Origin of the sequence: Frigoribacterium sp. CFBP9030, assembly GCF_034045195.1 — a bacterium.
Classification (GTDB): Bacteria; Actinomycetota; Actinomycetes; order Actinomycetales; family Microbacteriaceae; genus Frigoribacterium.
This window is the reverse complement of record NZ_JAXCWG010000002.1, coordinates 180,952-198,494: the sequence shown is the minus strand read 5'-3', so window position 1 is coordinate 198,494 and position 17,543 is coordinate 180,952. Positions and strand designations below refer to the sequence as shown.

The following is a 17,543-nucleotide window of genomic DNA, read 5'->3' as shown; positions in this document are numbered from 1 at the left end:
GAGGGCTGTCACGGTCAGCGTCCGCGCCGCAGCGCGGCCGTCTCGACGGGTGCGTCCCAGAGCTCGGTCAGCTCGTCGTCCAGCCGGGTGACGGTGATCGACAGCCCCTGCATCTCGAGCGAGGTCACGTAGTCGCCGACGAGGCTGCGCGCCACGGTCACCCCCTGCTCGGACAGCAGCTCGGCCGCCCGGCGGTACGCGATGTAGAGCTCGATGGAAGGGGTCCCGCCCATGCCGTTGACGAAGAGCAGCACCCGGTCGCCCGCTGCGACGCCCAGGTCGTCGGTCACCGCCGAGAGCAGGCGCTCGACGATGGCGTCCACCGGCTCCAGCGGCATGCGCTCGCGGCCCGGTTCGCCGTGGATGCCGACGCCGAACTCGATCTCGTCGTCGCCGAGCACGAAGCCGGGCTCGCCGGCGTGGGGAACGGTGCCGGCGGCGAGTGCGACGCCCATCGATCGGGTCGCGGCCACGGCACGACGGGCGAGGGCCGCCACGGTGGCGAGGTCGTCGCCCCGCTCGGCGGAGGCACCGGCGATCTTCTCGACGACGACCGTCCCGGCGACGCCGCGACGACCCGCCGTGAACAAAGAGTCCTTGACGGCGACGTCGTCGTCAACCAGCACCGACTCCACGGTGATGCCGTCGGCCTCGGCGAGATCGGCCGCCGTCTCGAAGTTGAGCACGTCGCCCGTGTAGTTCTTGACGATGTAGAGCACCCCGGCTCCCCCGTCGACCGCCGACGTCGCCGCCAGGATCGGATCGGGGGTGGGCGAGGTGAACACGGGGCCGGGCACCGCTGCGGAGAGCATCCCGTAGCCCACGAACCCGGCATGGAGCGGCTCGTGTCCGCTGCCGCCGCCGCTCACGATGGCCACCCTGCCCGGCGTCGGCCCCTCGGCGCGCCTCACGAACGTCGGATCGTGCGACACGACGACCAGGTCGGCATGGGCCGCCCCGAATCCCGCGACGGCCTCGGCGACGACATCCGCCGGATCGTTGATGAGCTTCTTCATCGAAGGTCCTCCTCGTGATGGGAGCCCGTCGACCGGGCTCGCTTCATTCCTCCACGAAAGTACTCCGCTCGGACATCCGTGCACATGTGTGCAAACCACCTGATTCGGCCAGTCATGGTGTGCCGTCCCCGCACTAGTGTGTGCTCACACGCTCACCGCGGGTTGCACAGTCGCAGCCCGCCCGACGACTAAGGAAGGTCGACGTGGACCTGGGACTGATTTTTCTCTCTGAAGTGGTGGGCACGGCGATGCTCATCCTGCTCGGTGGCGGCGTCGTCGCCAACGTGGCACTCACGAAGTCGAAGGGCTTCAACGGCGGCACGCTGATGGTCAACTTCGGTTGGGGCCTCGCCGTCTTCGCCGGTGTCACCGTCTCGTACTCGTCCGGTGCGGCGCTCAACCCGGCCGTCAGCCTCGCGCAGCTGATCCTGGGCAACATCGACTTCGTCGCGTTCCTCGTCTACCTGGCCGCGCAGATGATCGGTGCGATCATCGGCGCCGTGCTCGTCTGGCTCGTGTACAAGAACCACTTCGACGAAGAGCCCGACCCCGCCGCCAAGCTGGGCGTCTTCTCGACCGGGCCCGCCATCCGCAACTACGGCTGGAACCTCGTCACCGAGATCATCGCGACCTTCGCATTCGTGCTGGTCGTCATCGGCTTCACCAACGGCGGCACCCCGGCCGAGCTCGGCGCCATCCCCGTCGCCTTCCTCGTGATCGCGATCGGCGCCTCCCTCGGTGGGCCGACCGGCTACGCCATCAACCCGGCCCGTGACCTCGGCCCGCGCATCGCGCACGCCTTCCTCCCCATCAAGGGCAAGGGCTCGAGCGACTGGTCCTACGCCTGGGTCCCCGTCGCCGGCCCGCTGATCGGTGGCGCACTCGCCGCCGTCGTCTCGGGCGCGCTGCTCCCCATCGCCTGACCCGAACCCACGACTCATCGCTGATCGCGGCGGGCCGACGCCCCTCCGGGGCGCACCCGGCCCGCCGCGGTCGACACCATCAACGACGAAGGAGACACACCCGTGAGCGACGACTACATTCTCGCCATCGACCAGGGCACCACGAGCACCCGCGCCATCATCTTCGACCACTCGGGCACCATCGTGTCCACCGGTCAGAAGGAGCACGAGCAGATCTTCCCGCGTGCAGGCTGGGTCGAGCACGACCCGCTCGAGATCTGGACGAACACCCGCGAGGTCATCGGCCAGGCCCTCTCGCGAGCCGACATCACGCGTCACAACATCAAGGCCGTCGGCATCACCAACCAGCGCGAGACCGCCGTCGTGTGGGACAGGACCACGGGCAAGCCGGTCTACAACGCGATCGTCTGGCAGGACACCCGCACGCAGTCCATCGTCGACCGGCTCGCCGCCGACGGTGGCGTCGAGCGCTTCAAGCCCATCGTCGGGCTGCCGCTCGCGACCTACTTCTCGGGAACCAAGATCGTCTGGATCCTCGAGAACGTCGAGGGTGCACGCGAGAAGGCCGAGGCGGGCGACCTCATGTTCGGCACCACCGACTCGTGGGTCATCTGGAACCTCACCGGCGGCGTCGACGGCGGCGTGCACGTCACCGACGTGACGAACGCCTCGCGGACCCTCTTCATGGACCTCGAGACGCTCCAGTGGCGCGACGACATCCTCGAGGCGTTCGACGTGCCGAAGTCGATGCTCCCCGAGATCAAGAGCTCGTCCGAGGTCTACGGCACGGTCGAGTCCTCGAACCTGCTGCGCGAGGTGCCGATCGCCGGCATCCTCGGCGACCAGCAGGCCGCCACGTTCGGTCAGGCCGCCTTCGACCAGGGCGAGTCGAAGAACACCTACGGCACCGGCAACTTCCTCATCTTCAACACGGGCGAGGAGATCGTCCACTCGAAGAACGGTCTGCTGACGACGCTCGGCTACAAGCTCGGCGATGCCGCCCCGCACTACGCGCTGGAGGGGTCGATCGCCGTCACCGGATCGCTCATCCAGTGGCTGCGCGACAACCTCGGCATCATCGGCTCGGCGGCAGAGGTCGAAGAGCTGGCCAAGACCGTCGACGACAACGGCGGCGTGTACTTCGTGCCGGCGTTCTCGGGCCTCTTCGCGCCGTACTGGCGTTCGGACGCCCGCGGTGCGCTGGTGGGTCTGACCCGTTACGTCAACAAGGGCCACATCGCCCGCGCGGCGCTCGAGGCCACGGCCTTCCAGACCCGCGAGGTGCTCGACGCGGTCAACGCCGACTCGGGCGTCGACCTGACCGAGCTGAAGGTCGACGGCGGCATGACCGCCAACGACGCTCTCATGCAGTTCCAGGCCGACATCCTCGACGTCCCGGTGGTCCGCCCCGTGGTCGCCGAGACCACGGCGCTCGGCGCGGCCTACGCAGCCGGTCTCGCGGTCGGCTTCTGGGAGACCCTCGACGACCTGCGTCAGAACTGGCAGGAGGACAAGCGCTGGACTCCGAACATCGAGGCCGACGAGCGCGACCGCACCCTGCGCCTCTGGAAGAAGGCCGTCACGAAGACCTTCGACTGGGTCGACGACGACGTGAACTGAGTCCCGACGACGAACGGGCCCGCTCCCCTCGGGGAGCGGGCCCGTTCCGCGTCTCAGGCGGTCGTCCTGTCCATCGACCCCGTCAGCCCGTCCATCGAGCCGAGGAGGCGCGGGTCGGCCGACCGGGGCGGCCTCATGCCGTCTTCGTGGCCGTCACCCACGCGTCGAGCTTGGCGGCGGCCGCGCCCGAGTCGATCGCCTCGGCCGCCACCGCGAGCTGCTCACGGAATCGCACGACGACGGGGCGGTCGCGCTCCGACGGGTCGACGGCGAGCCGGTACGACACCAGACCGGCCGCGGCGTTCAGCAGAACGATGTCGCGCACCGGTCCCGTCTCGCCGGCGAGCACCCGGCGGGCGACGTCGGCGTTGTGCTGAGCGTCGCCGCCGACGAGGTCGGCGATGGCGGCCCGCGGGATGCCGAGCTCGAGCGGATCGAAGTCGTGCTCGGTCACGGAGCCCGAGGAGATCTCCCAGATGTGGCTGTGACCGGTGGTCGTCAGCTCGTCCAGGCCGTCGTCGCCGCGGAACACCAGCGCGGTCGCCCCCCGCGTCTGGAACACGCCGACGATGAGCGGCACCTTGTCGAGCGACGCGACGCCGACGGCGCTCGCCTCGGGGCGTGCCGGGTTGACCAGCGGCCCGAGGAAGTTGAACACCGTGGGCACGCCGATCTCACGTCGGACCTGTGCCGCGTTGCCGAACCCCGGGTGGAACGCCGCGGCGAAGGCGAACGTCATGCCGACCTCCCGGAGGACGTCCGCGACGCGCTCGGCCGACAGGGTCAGGTCGATGCCGAGGGCGGCCAGCACGTCGGACGAGCCGGACGACGAGCTCGCCGCGCGGTTCCCGTGCTTGATGACGGGCACACCGGTCGACGCGACGACCACGGAGGCCATCGTCGACACGTTGACCGTGCCGAACCGGTCGCCACCGGTGCCGACGATGTCGACGGCCAGCGAGTCGACGGGCAGAGGGACGGCGTGGGCGAGCACCGCGTCGCGGAAGCCGACGATCTCGTCGACCGTCTCCCCTTTGGAGCGCAGCGCGACGAGGAACGCGGCCAGCTGAGCGGGAGTCGCCTCGCCGAGCATCACCCGCTCCATCGACCACGTCGCCTCGGTGATCGAGAGGTCCCGACGGGCCAGGAGGGACTCGATGATCGTGGGCCAGGAGAGCTCGTTGGTCATGCCGCAAGGTTAGCGGCGTCCGCCTAGCCCGTCTTATAGCTCGTCGTCAAGAGAAATTCCCGACCCGGGGTTTCCTGCGCAAACCCAGGGGAGGTTTCCAGGCATAATGGACCTCGTGACAAGTACCTCTCTCTCCAGACCTTCCGGGCCGGTCGTCAACCGACCGAGCACCGTCGCCGTCGGCACCATCGTGTGGCTGGGCAGCGAAGTCATGTTCTTCGCGGGTCTGTTCGCGATCTACTTCACGCTGCGAAGCACCTCGCCCGGTCTCTGGGAGTTCGAGACGGCCAAGCTCGACGTGCCGTTCGCCCTCACGAACACCATCATGCTGGTGCTCTCGTCGGTGACCTGCCAGTTCGGCGTGTTCGCAGCCGAGCGCATGCAGTCGCGCCGAACGGGCCGCCTGTTCCAGGTCGGCCAGTGGGGCATGGTCGAGTGGTTCTTCCTCACCTACGCCATGGGCTCGGCGTTCATCTGCCTCCAGGTGTTCGAGTACGCGCACCTCATCTCCGAGCACGTCACCCTCAGCTCCAACGCGTACGGCTCCGCCTTCTACATGACGACCGGCTTCCACGGCGCGCACGTCATCGGCGGTCTCATCGCGTTCCTCCTCACCATCGGCCGGGCGTTCGCCGTCAAGAACTTCGGCCACAAAGAAGCGACGACAGCCATCGTCGTCTCGTACTACTGGCACTTCGTCGACGTGGTGTGGATCGGCCTCTTCATGGTCGTCTACGTCCTCAAATAGGCATTGGATCGTTCACACAGCATGTTCACTCGAACCTCGTCCTCGCGACGCAAGATCAAGACGGGTCGTCGCAGCCCGCTCGCGACCGCGTCCCTCATCCTCGTGGGTCTCCTCACGACCGGTGGCGCGTACGCCCTCTTCTCGTCGACGGCCACCGCCGACGAGAATGTGGCCCCCGTCGCATCGCAGCAGAGCATCGACGAGGGTCAGAAGCTCTTCGCCTCGAACTGCGCGACGTGCCACGGCCTCAGCGCCGCCGGCACGGCCGACGGCCCCAGCCTGATCGGCGTCGGCTCGGCCGCCGTCGACTTCCAGGTCGGCACCGGCCGCATGCCCATGGCGCTCAACGGGCCGCAGGCCGAAGAGAAGCCCACGCAGTTCAGCGACGAGCAGGTCGCCGACATGGCCGCCTACATCGCCTCCCTCGGCCCCGGTCCGAGCATCCCCTCCGAGGAGTACCTCCAGGCCGACGGCGACACCACCAACGGCGCCGAGCTGTTCCGCATCAACTGCGCCATGTGCCACAACGTCGCAGGCGCCGGAGGCGCGTTGACCGAGGGCAAGTTCGCTCCCGCACTCGACGGGGTCGACTCCAACCACATCTACGAGGCCATGCTCACCGGCCCGCAGAACATGCCCGTCTTCAACGACATGAACCTGTCGCCCCAAGACAAGGCCGACATCATCACGTACCTCAAGTACCTGGAGAACAACCCGTCCCCCGGCGGGTTCGAACTCGGAAGCCTCGGCCCCGTAGCCGAGGGTCTGTTCATCTGGATCTTCGGCCTCGGCGGAATCGTCGCCGTGACCATCTGGCTCACTGCCCGATCCAACTAGTCGTTCTCCCGTACTTCACCGAAAGGCAAAACCCATGGCACAGCACGACGACGAGGCCCCCACCGCGGGCTCGGCTGTCGAGAGGCACGAGCCTCGACAGGTGTCGGCCGGCACGGCCGTCGTCACTGCCGACGTCTTCGAGAACCCGGGTGAGCCGCCGCACCGCGACCGTGTCACCGACATCGACCCCAAGGCCGAGAAGCGCGCCGAGCGTCAGGTCAGCGTCTGGTTCTTCCTCTCCATCGTGGGCAGCATCGCCGCAATCGGTGCCTACATCGCCTTCCCGATCACCTCGGGAGACTCGAACTCGGTCCGCCTGAACAACCTGTTCCTCGGTCTCGGCATCGCCCTCGGGCTGATCTCGATCGGCATCGGTGCAGTGCACTGGTCGAAGACGCTGATGCCGGCTCGCGAGATCACCGAGATGCGTCACTCGACGCGTGGCACCGATGAGACCCGCGAGAAGGCCGTCGAGGTCTTCGCACTGGGCAACCAGGAGTCCGGCTTCGGCCGCCGCACGCTCATCCGCAACAGCCTGATCGGCGCCCTCGTGGCCACGCCGCTCCCCGCCGTCGTCCTGTTCCGCGACCTCGCACCCGCCGAAGACCCGAACGAGGTCCTGCGTCACACCCTCTGGGAGGAGGGGACGCACCTCGCGATGGACCCGTCGGGGGCCCGCATCAAAGCCTCCGACATCACGCTCGGTTCCGTGTTCCACGTCATCCCCGAGACCCTCAACGAGTCGGAGCACCTGCTCGAAGAGAAAGCCAAGGCCGCAGTCCTTCTGATGCGCCTCAAGCCGGAAGACCTCAACATTCCGGAAGGACGCGAGGGCTGGCAGTACGACGGCATCGTCGCGTACTCGAAGATCTGCACGCACGTGGGGTGCCCTGTGGCCCTCTACGAGCAGCAGACCCACCACCTGCTCTGCCCCTGCCACCAGTCGACGTTCGACGTGAAGAACAACTGCGAAGTGATCTTCGGACCGGCCAAACGGCCTCTCCCGCAGCTGCCCATCGCAGTCGACGCCGATGGTTACCTCGTCGCGCAGAGCGATTTCCACGAGCCCGTGGGCCCGAGCTACTGGGAGCGCGAAAAGTGATCACCACCACCCCTGCACCGGAGACCGAGACCAAGACGTCGAACACGACGACGACGGTCCCCGCGTTCGCTCCGACGAAGACAAACAAGTTCTTCGGCGCCGCAGCCAACTACGTCGACGAGCGTACGAGCATGTCCGGCCTCGTGAAAGAGGTCGGTCGCAAGATCTTCCCCGACCACTGGTCGTTCATGCTCGGCGAGGTCGCGCTGTACTCGTTCGTCGTGATCCTGCTCTCGGGCACGTTCCTGACGTTCTTCTTCCAGCCGTCCATGGCCGAGGTCAACTACAACGGCTCGTACGTCCCCCTCAAGGGCTTGAACATGTCGGCGGCGATGGCCTCGACGCTCGACATCTCGTTCGACATCCGCGGTGGGCTCCTCTTCCGTCAGATCCACCACTGGGCGGCGCTGCTCTTCGTCGCGGCGATCATGCTGCACATGCTCCGCGTGTACTTCACCGGTGCGTTCCGCAAGCCCCGCGAGATCAACTGGGTCGTCGGCTTCACGCTCTGGGTCCTCGCGATGGCCGAGGGCTTCACCGGCTACTCGCTCCCCGACGACCTGCTCTCCGGTAACGGCGCTCGGATCATCGACGGCATGGTGAAGGGCATCCCCGTCATCGGCGTGTGGATCTCGTACCTGCTGTTCGGCGGAGAGTTCCCTGGCACCGACATGGTGGCGCGCTTCTACTCGCTGCACATCATGCTCCTGCCCGCGCTCCTCATCGCCCTGCTCGGCGTCCACCTCCTGCTGCTGATCATCAACAAGCACACGCAGTGGGCCGGCCCCGGCAAGACCAACGAGAACGTCGTCGGCGTCCCGGTCATGCCGGTGTTCGCCGCCAAGGCCGGTGGGTTCTTCTTCATCGTCTTCGGCGTGATCGTCTTGATCGCCTCTCTGTTCACGATCAACCCGATCTGGAACTACGGTCCGTACGACCCCTCCCCCGTGTCCGCCGGTACCCAGCCCGACTGGTACATCGGATTCGCCGACGGTGCGCTCCGACTGGTGCCCCCGCACTGGGAGTTCGTGGCCTGGGGCTACACCGTCTCGATGAACATCCTGGCGCCCATCGGCGTCCTGGTCATCTTCATCCTGGCTGTCCTGCTCTACCCGTTCCTCGAGGCCTGGGTCACCGGTGACAAGCGCGAGCACCACATCCTCGACCGTCCTCGCAATGCTCCCACGCGTACAGCGATCGGTGCCGCCGGCATCGTCGTCTACGCGAGCCTGTGGGCCGCGGCCAGCTCGGACCTGATGGCGACGCACTTCCATCTGTCCCTGAACTACGTGATCCACACCGTGCAGGCCTGTCTGATCCTCGGACCATTCATCGCCTTCTGGATCACGAAGCGGGTCTGCCTGGGTCTGCAGAAGAAGGATCGCGAGATCGCGCTGCACGGTTACGAGTCGGGACGCATCGTCCGTCTCCCCGGCGGCGAGTACGTCGAGGTCCACGAGCAGCTCGACGAGTACGAGCGCTGGCGTCTGCTCAACTTCACCGAGTACGAGCCCCTGATGATCCGTCCCAACGCCAACGGTCAGATTACGCCGGTGCAGCGTCTGCGGGCATCGATGTCGTCGTTCTTCTTCGAAGACCGCATCGCCCCGGTGAAGCGTTCCGAGATCGAGGCACCGCACAACGACGGTCACTGACCCGAGTCGTTCTGAGGCCCGACCACCCCCGCGGTGGTCGGGCCTCAGTCGTTCATCCTGGGAATCCGGACTCGGACGGCGAGCACCGACTCCGAGACGAGACGACGCGAGACGAGACAACCGGACGGTGTTGCGGCGACGTGGCCACTAGGCGACGCCCCATGAGTTCAGTGCACCGTCTGATAGGACCGAGACCGCTACGAGCTCACGTGCCCCCGGGTGGCTGTGCGGTTCGCCGCAGCTTCCGCAAAAGCCCGGTCGGCCTTGGGCAGCACCCTCTGACGCGCTGCCGCCCCTTTCCGCCTGCCTATGTCGTGCTTCGGCCGGTGGTGCCGGTCATTGGCGAGCATTGGGCAGCCGTCACGAGGCCTCTCGAGGGCGGACAGGGGATCTGCGTGGCGATGACTGATGGTCGCGGTCAACCCGCCAGGAGATGCAGCCGTTCCGCGTGACCCAGATCTGACGGCCGGCCTCGGTCGTACTGTCGACCAGCAGTCGGTGGCAGAGGGGCTGGGCTGTGCTGTGCTCTGCCTTGATGATGAGGCACCGAGAATGGGGCAGCAGGGCCAGCCGTTCACCAGCACGATGAGATGCGCGGGGTCTCTCGGCAGGCGGTGTGCGCCGTCCATGACGACAACCAGTCCGCATCGACGACCCGTTCCGTTCGTCGATCTGGCCGATATCGGTCGAATGCGTGCCCTACAGGTCGATCTCGAATTTGAGCCGTACTCGACGCACCAGCCACTCCCCCGCGTGAGGACGTTCTGCGCCCGAGAGCACCCCGTTCGCCGGCTTCCACGCCACCAACCCCTCAAGGACGCGAGAAGACGCCAACTGGCAGTCGCGTGCCGGCTCTTGGGCAGGCACCAGAAGCTGCCCGCCGATCGATGGTTGCCTCAGACTGCCGCAGCGGCCCTGTCGTCGCATGCGACGTGGCGGTCCGACTTCCAGTCCTTTTCTGTCACTCCGCACGGTTAAACCACGAACGGCGCCCACTTTGTGGACGCCGTTCAGATGGAGCAGATAGATCAGTGGACGAAGTTACCCCGGTAGTACTCGTAGACCCAGCCGACCAGAGCGACCGCAACGAGAGCGCCGCCGATGTAGATGATCCACATGCCGACCGCGAAGGCCAGGAAGATCAGGCCACAGGCGAAGGCCAGGATGATCGGCCACCACGACCACGGGCTGAAGTGCCCCAGCTCAGGATCGCCGTCGTCGATGTTGGCATCGAGACGGTCTTCCGCGAGCTCCCCACCCTGAGCCTTGTGCGACCGGCTCATGTAGAAGGCGAGGAACACGCTGAGCATGCCTGCCAGAGGGATGGCGACGGTACCGGCCCACTCCACTTGACCGGTGTCGATGAGGTTCCAGACCGTGTAGACGGCGCCCATCGCGAAGAAAAAGATCGCGAGGATCCAGAAAAGCGTTGCGTTGGTCTTCATCGGGGCCTACTTCACCTTGTCGCTGGCTGCATCGTACGTCGGAGCGTCCGGGGCGTCCTTCACCGGGCCGATGCCGACGGGCAGGCCGGCCTCGGGGTGGTTCAGGTCGAACGCCGGGGACTCCGAGCGGATGCGGGGAATGGAGGTGAAGTTGTGACGCGGCGGCGGGCAGGACGTGGCCCACTCGAGCGATCGCGAGTAACCCCAGGGGTCGTTCACCTCGACCTTGGGAGCGCGACGCGCCGTGATGTACACGTTGTAGAGGAACGGCAGGATCGAGACACCGAGCAGCATGGCTCCGATCGTCGAGAGCTGGTTCATCCAGGTGAAGTGGTCTTCAGGCTGGTACGTCGCGTAACGACGGGGCATGCCCATCACGCCGAGCCAGTGCTGGATGAGGAACGTCGTGTGGAACCCGACGAAGAGCATCCAGAAGTGGATCTTGCCGAGACGCTCGTTGAGCATCTTGCCGGTCATCTTCGGCCACCAGAAGTAGAAGCCGGAGAACATGGCGAAGACGACCGTCCCGAAGACGACGTAGTGGAAGTGGGCCACGACGAAGTAGGTGTCCGAGACGTGGAAGTCGAGGGGCGGCGACGCGAGGATGACCCCCGTCAGACCACCGAACGTGAACGTGATGAGGAACCCGATGGCCCACAGCATGGGTGTCTCGAACGTGACCGAACCGCGCCACATCGTGCCGATCCAGTTGAAGATCTTCACACCGGTCGGGACCGCGATGAGCATGGTCATCAGCGAGAAGAACGGCAGCAGGACCGAGCCGGTCACGTACATGTGGTGAGCCCACACGGTGACGGAGAGAGCAGCGATCGAGATCGTTGCGTAGACGAGCGTCTTGTAGCCGAAGATCGGCTTGCGGCTGAAGACCGGGAGCACCTCGCTGATGATGCCGAAGAACGGCAGGGCGATGATGTAGACCTCGGGGTGCCCGAAGAACCAGAACAGGTGCTGCCAGAGGATGGCTCCACCGTTGGCCGGGTTGAACACCTGCGCGTCGAAAACGCGGTCGAAGCCGAGCCCGAACAGGGCCGCAGCCAGCACGGGGAACGCCATGATCACGAGGATCGCCGTGATGAGCGTGTTCCAGGTGAAGATCGGCATGCGCCACATGGTCATGCCGGGCGCGCGCATCGTGACGATGGTCGTGATGAAGTTGACAGCACCCAGGATCGTGCTGAAACCGGTCATACCGAGACCGAACACCCAGAGGTTTCCACCTAGGCCTGGCGAGAACGTCGTATCCGACAATGGCGCGTAGGCGAACCAGCCGAACGACGCGGCGCCCTGGGGGGTGAGGAACCCGGCGACGGCGATGAGGGAGCCGAAGAGGTAGAGCCAGAAGGCGAAGCCGTTGAGTCGCGGGAAGGCGACGTCGGGAGCACCGATCTGCAGCGGCATCAGCACGTTGGCGAAGCCCGAGAACAGGGGCGTCGCGAACATGAGCAGCATGATCGTGCCGTGCATGGTGAAGAGCTGGTTGTACTGCTCTTTGGTCTGGATGACGTCGAGACCCGGGGCGAACAGCTGCGCCCGGATGATCAGCGCCATGACTCCGCCGAGGCAGAAGAACAGGAAGGACGCGATCAGGTACATGTACCCGATGGTCTTGTGGTCGGTGGACGTGATCCACGTCACGACGACATTGCCCTTGCGTCCGACCTTCGAGGCACCGAAGTTCGGGCCGGAGGAGGATGTTCCGCCGGTGGGGCGGGTGGCGGTGGCTGAGCTCATCGACCGTGCCTTACTTCTCGGAGTCTTCGGTGCCGGCGGCCACAGGGGCCTCGTTGTCCGGCTGGTTGGTGTTGGTGTTGTACTCGTCGCCGAGCAGACCCGTGTTGCCGTCGTCCGCGAGCGTCTGCAGGTAGGCGTCGTACTCGGACTGGCTGACGACCTTGACGTTAAACAGCATCAGGGAGTGGTACTCGCCGCAGAGCTCGGCGCACTTGCCGGTGAAGGTGCCCTCTTTCTCGGGCGTGAAGTACATGTAGTTGGTCTTGCCGGGGATCGTGTCCTTCTTGTACAGGAAGTCGACGACCCAGAAGGAGTGCGCGACGTCCCGCGACTTGAGCTCGATCTCGACGGACTTGCCGACGGGCAGGTAGAGCACGGGGAGCTGGTCTTCGTCGACCGTTCCGTCCGCCTCCTCCTGGGCCTGGATGCCCTGGTAGTAGGTGCTCTCGTCTTCGTTCTGCTGATCGATGTAGTTGAAGTCCCAGGCCCAGCGCTTGGCGTAGACGTCGATCTTGACGTCCGGGCTCGCGGTCGGCGCCTCGATGGCGGCCTGGTCGCGAGCGGTGAAGGCGAAGAATCCGAGCACCAGGATGAGCGGGACGACCGTGTAGAAGATCTCGACCGGGAGGTTGTACCGCAGCTGCACGGGGAGGCCGGTCTGGCCCTTGCGTCGGCGGTAGGCGATCGACGCCCAGATGACGAGACCCCACACGATGAACCCGACGATGAGGAGGACGATCCACGACGTGACCCAGAGGCCGATGATGCTGTCGACGTGGTTCGTGGTGCCCGGCTCGGTCGGCAGCCAACCCTGCAGCTGGTCTTGCGTGCAGCCTGCGAGGACGAGGGCCATGACGGCTGCCACGGGAATGGCGGCCCAACGATTACGGCGGTGAGAACGCACTGTTACCTCTCGGATGACGCGACTTCGGGGGGTGCTCCCAGTCTGGACGGGGACTTCCCTAGCCTACTCGCAGGTTGCACCGACCTCAGTACACAGCACGCCGCAATGTTCGACGCCGAACCATTAACCGCCTGTCGGGGACCACCCCGGAGGGCGGCCCCCGACGAGGAGCGGTGACGGGTCGAGCGTCAGTGGAAGCTGTCGCCGCAGGCGCAGCTCCCTTGGGCGTTCGGGTTGTCGATCGTGAAGCCCTGCTTCTGGATGGTGTCCTCGAAGTCGATGGCGGCGCCGTCGAGGTACGGCACGCTCATCTTGTCGACGACGACCTCGACACCGTCGTAGTCGACGGTCGCGTCGTTCTCGAGCAGGCGCTCGTCGAAGTAGAGCTGGTAGATCAGACCGGAGCAGCCACCGGGCTGGACGGCGACACGGAGACGCAGGTCGTCTCGCCCCTCCTGCATCAGGAGGCTCTTGACCTTTCCGGCTGCGGTATCGGTGAGCTTGACGCCGTGGGCGGGCGTCTCGGTCGAAACGGCCGTCTCGACGACGGGGGTCGCGGTGTCGGTCATGGAGCCTCCTTCAAGCGGGTGCGAGTGCTCTGCACTCCTCGTCGACCAGTGTAAGCAGCGGACCCGGGGATTTGTTCCCCCGGGTCGATGATCCGGTCAGCGGATCTCGGCGTCGAGTCGTGCGATGAGGATGGCCTCCGTGAGGATGGCCTTCTGGAGCACCCCGAGATGCTGCGACTCATTGGGGCTGTGCGCGCGGGTGTCGGGGTCTTCGACGCCGGTCACCAGGATCTCCGCGTGCGGGAAGGTCTTCACGAGGTCGGCGATGAACGGGATCGAGCCTCCGATGCCGGTCTGGACCGGCGCCTCGCCCCAGCCCTCGGTCATCGCCACGGTCACGTCGGCGATCGCCGGCCCGCTCGTGTCGACGAGGAACGGGTCCCCCGTGTCGACGTCGTCGATCGAGACATGCGCACCGAACGGCGGGTCCGTCAGCAGGTGCTCGCGCAGCGCCTCGTAGGCCTCGGCCGCGGGCTGCCCCGGGGCGACGCGCGCGCTGATGCGGACGGACACCTCGGGCGAGAGCGTGTTGGAGGCGTTCGCGACGGTCGGAGCATCGATCCCCGTGACGGTGATCGACGGCTGCGACCACACCCGGCTCAGGAGGGGGCCGTGTCCGATCGTCCGGACGCCCTCGAGAAGGCCGGACTCCTCCCGGAGGGTCTCCTCCGACTGCTCGGGGTGCTGCGCGTCGCGGCTGCGGAGACCGGCGACGGCCACGCCGCCGTCGTCGTCGTGGAGCGAGGCCAGGAGGCGCACCATCGCCATCATGGCGTCCGGGACGACACCGCCGAGCATCCCCGAATGCGAGGCGTGGGCGAGGGTGCGGACCGTGAGTCGGAATGTCACATTGCCCCGGAGCCCCACGGTGATGGCCGGGACGGTGGTGCTCCAGTTGTCGGAGTCGGCCACCACGATCACGTCTGCGGCCAGCTGGTCGCGGTGCTGCGCCAGGAAGTCCGCGAACGACCTCGAGCCGAACTCCTCCTCGCCCTCGATGAACAGGGCAACGCCCACGCCGAGGTCGTCGCCGACGACCTCGCGGACGGCACGGAGCGCGGCGACGTGGGTCATGACGCCGGCCTTGTCATCGGACGCACCGCGACCGTAGAGGCGGTCGCCCTTCAGCGTGGGCTCGAAGGGCGGAGTGTCCCAGTGCGCGTCGTCCCCCTGGGGTTGGACGTCGTGGTGCGCGTACAGCAGGACGGTCTTCTTGCCGTCGCGCGCCTCCCGACGGGCCAGGACGGCAGGCTGACCGGTCGCGCCGGTGTCGCCGATCGGAGCCCGGCTGACCGTCACCTCGTCGAAGAGGCCCGTCTCGCGGACCAGCTGGGCGACGGCCTCGGCGCTCTCCGCGACGTGGGCGGGGTCGAAGGCGTCCCACGAGACGGAGGGGATGCGCACGAGCGACGAGAGATCGGCGATCGTCGATGGGAGCCCGGCGTGCACGGCCTCCGCGAGTTCGCTGACAGTACGAGGGTCGGTCGGTCGGACGGGGTGCTGCGAGTCGGTCATGCAGGTAATCTTAGGAACTCGTTCAACCCCGAGGAATATCCGTGGCCAAGGCAGAAGACAAGACCGACTCGTCGACGCAGGTCGTCGACCCCGAATCGACGACGATCGGCAAGGGTCGCCCGACGCCGACCAGGCGCGAGCGCGAGGAGGCGAACCGACGTCCTCTGGTCGCCACCGGCAAGGAGGCGCAGAAGGCCCAGCGGGCCCGCCTCGCCGAGGTACGCGAGCGGCAGCGTGTGGGTATGGCCAACGGCGAGGAGAAGTTCCTCCCCGAACGCGACAAGGGCCCGCAGCGCAAGTTCATCCGCGACTACGTCGACGCGCGGTACAGCGTCGGCGAGGCGATGATCCCGATCATGGTGCTCGTCATCGTGATGAGCATCATCCAGGTGGCCGCCATCCAGATGATCACCCTCTTCGTCCTCTGGGGCTTCTTCATCGTCGCCGTGATCGACTGCCTCGTGGTGGGTCGCCTGGTCACGTCGAAGCTCACCGAGAAGTACGGTGCCGGCAACGTCCAGCGGGGCAACAAGTGGTACGCCGCCATGCGGGCCATGCAGATGAAGCCCATGCGCATGCCGAAGCCGCAGATCAAGCGCGGTCAGTACCCGACGGTCTGACGCCTCTCCGACTCCACGACGCCGCCCCTCCTCTCGATGAGAATCGAGAGGAGGGGCGGCGTCGTCGTGCGGGGCCGTGACGGCCGATCAGGCGACCGACGGTCCGATCACGCCCACGTCAACGACGGGAGCGGAGCCTGCGGAGGCCCCGGTTGATCTGACGGGCCCAGAGCGGACCCCGGTAGAGGAACGCGGTGTACCCCTGGACCAGAGTCGCACCGGCGCGCAGCCGTTCGTCGACGTCGGCGGCGGAGGTGACTCCCCCGACGGAGATGATGCAGGTGCCCTCGGGCACGGCGTCGACGAGCAGTCGCAGCACCTCGAGCGAACGTGCCGCCAGGGGCGCACCGGAGAGCCCCCCGGCACCGGCCGCCTCGACCACGCTCGCGTCGGTCTCGAGCCCCTCGCGCGACAGCGTCGTGTTCGTGGCGATCACCCCCGCCAGCCCCAGGTCGCCGACGAGTCGGCCGATCGTGCGGATGCCCTCGTCGTCGAGGTCGGGCGCGATCTTCACCAGGACGGGAGTCGACCCTGCTGCCTCGGCGACCGCGCTGAGCAGCGGGCCCAGTCGATCCAGCTCTTGGAGCCCCCGGAGGCCCGGCGTGTTGGGCGAGCTGACGTTGACCGCCAGGTAGTCCGCCAACGGCGCGAGGAGCCTCGTGCTGACCAGGTAGTCGTCGACCGCGTCGTCCACGTCGACGACACGGCTCTTGCCGATGTTCACCCCGACGACCGGACGGCGGGAGGCGCTCCGTGCCTTCGCGAGCTCCGTCGCGGCCTGCTGCGCGCCTCCGTTGTTGAACCCCATGCGGTTGACGACCGCCAGGTCGGGGACGAGCCGGAAGAGCCGAGGGCGCTCGTTGCCGGGTTGCGGCCGGGCGGTGATGGTGCCGACCTCGACGTGCCCGAAGCCGAGCGCTCCGAGCCCGGCGATGCCCCGGGCGTCTTTGTCGAAGCCCGCCGCGACGCCGAACGGGGAGTCGAAGTGGAGACCCAGCGCCGAGACGGCCAGCGACGGGTGCGGCGCGGTGAACCGCCTCGCGAGCGGCGCGAGTCCGAGCCGGGGGACGGCGCGGATGACCCGGAACGCCAGGTGGTGCGCGTCTTCGGGGTCGAGCTTCGACAGGACGAGATCGAACAGGAGCCGGTACGGGGTCGTCATTCGTCGACCGATCGGGTCGAGCGGGGCCGCCCGGCGTGCTCTTCGCGCAGCGTCGCGATCGAGGCCTCGAAGTCGTCGAGCGAGTCGAACGCCTGGTAGACGCTGGCGAACCGCAGGTAGGCCACCTCGTCGAGCTCTCGCAGCGGGGGCAGGATCGCCAGGCCGATGTCGTTGGCTTCGATCTGCGACGTGCCGCTGGCGCGGACGGCCTCCTCGACCCGCTGGGCCAGGACGGCCAGGTCACCGTCGGTCACGGGTCGACCCTGGCAGGCCTTGCGCACGCCGGAGATGATCTTCTCGCGGCTGAACGGCTCGAGCACCCCGTTGCGCTTCACGACGTTGAGGCTGGCCGTCTCGGTCGTGCTGAAACGCCGACTGCAGTGCGGGCACTGGCGGCGTCGCCGGATGGACGTGCCGTCGTCGCTGGTGCGCGAGTCGACGACGCGGGAATCGGGATGACGGCAGAAGGGACAGAACATGGTGCCC

The 17,543-nt window shown here is 67.0% G+C and carries 16 protein-coding genes; 7 read left to right on the top strand and 9 right to left on the bottom strand.

All coding sequences use genetic code 11. The features are described 5' to 3' along the window. Positions 1–14 precede the first annotated feature (14 nt). Positions 15–1,016, bottom strand: coding sequence for a dihydroxyacetone kinase subunit DhaK (dhaK, locus tag SOM13_RS03095; RefSeq protein WP_192060420.1), 1,002 nt, complete (start codon positions 1,014–1,016; stop codon positions 15–17). 248 nt (positions 1,017–1,264) lie between these two features. Between dhaK and SOM13_RS03090 the strand changes: the two genes are divergently transcribed. Next, entirely contained in the window at positions 1,265–1,939 is a 675-nt protein-coding gene (locus tag SOM13_RS03090) for an MIP/aquaporin family protein (RefSeq protein WP_197981916.1), read from the top strand. Positions 1,940–2,041: 102 nt separating this feature from the next. Continuing rightward, entirely contained in the window at positions 2,042–3,559 is a 1,518-nt protein-coding gene (gene glpK / locus SOM13_RS03085; protein ID WP_192060422.1) for a glycerol kinase GlpK, read from the top strand. A gap of 133 nt (positions 3,560–3,692) precedes the next feature. Here glpK and trpD read toward each other — a convergent pair whose 3' ends face one another. After that, positions 3,693–4,748, bottom strand: coding sequence for an anthranilate phosphoribosyltransferase (trpD, locus tag SOM13_RS03080; protein WP_192060423.1), 1,056 nt, complete (start codon positions 4,746–4,748; stop codon positions 3,693–3,695). A 106-nt stretch (positions 4,749–4,854) separates the two neighbouring features. On the opposite strand from trpD, the gene SOM13_RS03075 reads away from it, so the two are divergent. The 4 genes from SOM13_RS03075 to SOM13_RS03060 are packed head-to-tail and all read left to right on the top strand — an operon-like array spanning position 4,855 to position 9,090. Further along, the gene (locus tag SOM13_RS03075) at positions 4,855–5,496 is read left to right on the top strand and encodes a cytochrome c oxidase subunit 3 (protein ID WP_192060424.1); all 642 of its coding nucleotides are present in this window, start codon (positions 4,855–4,857) and stop codon (positions 5,494–5,496) included. A 21-nt stretch (positions 5,497–5,517) separates the two neighbouring features. Next, positions 5,518–6,333: a c-type cytochrome gene (locus SOM13_RS03070; protein WP_320478882.1), complete on the top strand. Its 816-nt coding sequence runs from the start codon at positions 5,518–5,520 to the stop codon at positions 6,331–6,333. A gap of 34 nt (positions 6,334–6,367) precedes the next feature. Next, complete coding sequence (locus SOM13_RS03065; protein ID WP_192060426.1) at positions 6,368–7,435, top strand: ubiquinol-cytochrome c reductase iron-sulfur subunit; 1,068 nt, start codon at positions 6,368–6,370, stop codon at positions 7,433–7,435. Then, a complete protein-coding gene (locus SOM13_RS03060; RefSeq protein WP_243213988.1) occupies positions 7,432–9,090 on the top strand; it encodes a cytochrome b in 1,659 nt (552 codons plus the stop codon). Before SOM13_RS03065 ends, SOM13_RS03060 begins: the two co-directional genes overlap by 4 nt. A gap of 1,028 nt (positions 9,091–10,118) precedes the next feature. Here the strand turns inward: SOM13_RS03060 and SOM13_RS03055 are convergent. The 5 genes from SOM13_RS03055 to SOM13_RS03035 form a co-directional block, all read right to left on the bottom strand. After that, positions 10,119–10,535: a cytochrome c oxidase subunit 4 gene (locus SOM13_RS03055; RefSeq protein WP_192060427.1), complete on the bottom strand. Its 417-nt coding sequence runs from the start codon at positions 10,533–10,535 to the stop codon at positions 10,119–10,121. A gap of 6 nt (positions 10,536–10,541) precedes the next feature. Then, on the bottom strand, positions 10,542–12,287 hold the full coding sequence (gene ctaD, locus SOM13_RS03050) for a cytochrome c oxidase subunit I (protein WP_192060428.1): 1,746 nt from the start codon (positions 12,285–12,287) through the stop codon (positions 10,542–10,544). 10 nt (positions 12,288–12,297) lie between these two features. Continuing rightward, the gene (gene coxB / locus SOM13_RS03045; protein WP_192060429.1) at positions 12,298–13,140 is read right to left on the bottom strand and encodes a cytochrome c oxidase subunit II; all 843 of its coding nucleotides are present in this window, start codon (positions 13,138–13,140) and stop codon (positions 12,298–12,300) included. A gap of 239 nt (positions 13,141–13,379) precedes the next feature. After that, positions 13,380–13,760, bottom strand: coding sequence for an iron-sulfur cluster insertion protein ErpA (erpA, locus tag SOM13_RS03040; RefSeq protein ID WP_192060430.1), 381 nt, complete (start codon positions 13,758–13,760; stop codon positions 13,380–13,382). A gap of 96 nt (positions 13,761–13,856) precedes the next feature. Continuing rightward, a complete protein-coding gene (locus SOM13_RS03035; protein WP_192060431.1) occupies positions 13,857–15,275 on the bottom strand; it encodes a dipeptidase in 1,419 nt (472 codons plus the stop codon). Positions 15,276–15,316: 41 nt separating this feature from the next. Between SOM13_RS03035 and SOM13_RS03030 the strand changes: the two genes are divergently transcribed. Next, a complete protein-coding gene (locus SOM13_RS03030; RefSeq protein WP_192060432.1) occupies positions 15,317–15,895 on the top strand; it encodes a DUF3043 domain-containing protein in 579 nt (192 codons plus the stop codon). Between the two features lie 118 nt (positions 15,896–16,013). On the opposite strand, the gene SOM13_RS03025 is transcribed toward SOM13_RS03030, so the two are convergent. Further along, positions 16,014–17,057, bottom strand: a complete 1,044-nt coding sequence (locus tag SOM13_RS03025; RefSeq protein ID WP_320478881.1) for a quinone-dependent dihydroorotate dehydrogenase — start codon at positions 17,055–17,057, stop codon at positions 16,014–16,016. Further along, positions 17,054–17,536 (bottom strand): transcriptional regulator NrdR, encoded by a 483-nt coding sequence (gene nrdR, locus SOM13_RS03020; protein ID WP_320478880.1) that lies wholly within the window; start codon positions 17,534–17,536, stop codon positions 17,054–17,056. Before nrdR ends, SOM13_RS03025 begins: the two co-directional genes overlap by 4 nt. Between the last annotated feature and the right edge of the window lie 7 nt (positions 17,537–17,543).

Coding starts and splice junctions, on each gene's coding strand:
- coxB (WP_192060429.1), bottom strand. CDS start 13,140: ATGGCCCTCGTCCTCGCAGGCTGCACGCAAGACCAGCTGCAGGGTTGG.
- trpD (WP_192060423.1), bottom strand. CDS start 4,748: ATGACCAACGAGCTCTCCTGGCCCACGATCATCGAGTCCCTCCTGGCC.
- dhaK (WP_192060420.1), bottom strand. CDS start 1,016: ATGAAGAAGCTCATCAACGATCCGGCGGATGTCGTCGCCGAGGCCGTC.
- SOM13_RS03065 (WP_192060426.1), top strand. CDS start 6,368: ATGGCACAGCACGACGACGAGGCCCCCACCGCGGGCTCGGCTGTCGAG.
- SOM13_RS03075 (WP_192060424.1), top strand. CDS start 4,855: ATGGACCTCGTGACAAGTACCTCTCTCTCCAGACCTTCCGGGCCGGTC.
- SOM13_RS03035 (WP_192060431.1), bottom strand. CDS start 15,275: ATGACCGACTCGCAGCACCCCGTCCGACCGACCGACCCTCGTACTGTC.
- erpA (WP_192060430.1), bottom strand. CDS start 13,760: ATGACCGACACCGCGACCCCCGTCGTCGAGACGGCCGTTTCGACCGAG.
- SOM13_RS03070 (WP_320478882.1), top strand. CDS start 5,518: ATGTTCACTCGAACCTCGTCCTCGCGACGCAAGATCAAGACGGGTCGT.
- SOM13_RS03090 (WP_197981916.1), top strand. CDS start 1,265: ATGCTCATCCTGCTCGGTGGCGGCGTCGTCGCCAACGTGGCACTCACG.
- ctaD (WP_192060428.1), bottom strand. CDS start 12,287: ATGAGCTCAGCCACCGCCACCCGCCCCACCGGCGGAACATCCTCCTCC.
- SOM13_RS03025 (WP_320478881.1), bottom strand. CDS start 17,057: ATGACGACCCCGTACCGGCTCCTGTTCGATCTCGTCCTGTCGAAGCTC.
- SOM13_RS03055 (WP_192060427.1), bottom strand. CDS start 10,535: ATGAAGACCAACGCAACGCTTTTCTGGATCCTCGCGATCTTTTTCTTC.
- nrdR (WP_320478880.1), bottom strand. CDS start 17,536: ATGTTCTGTCCCTTCTGCCGTCATCCCGATTCCCGCGTCGTCGACTCG.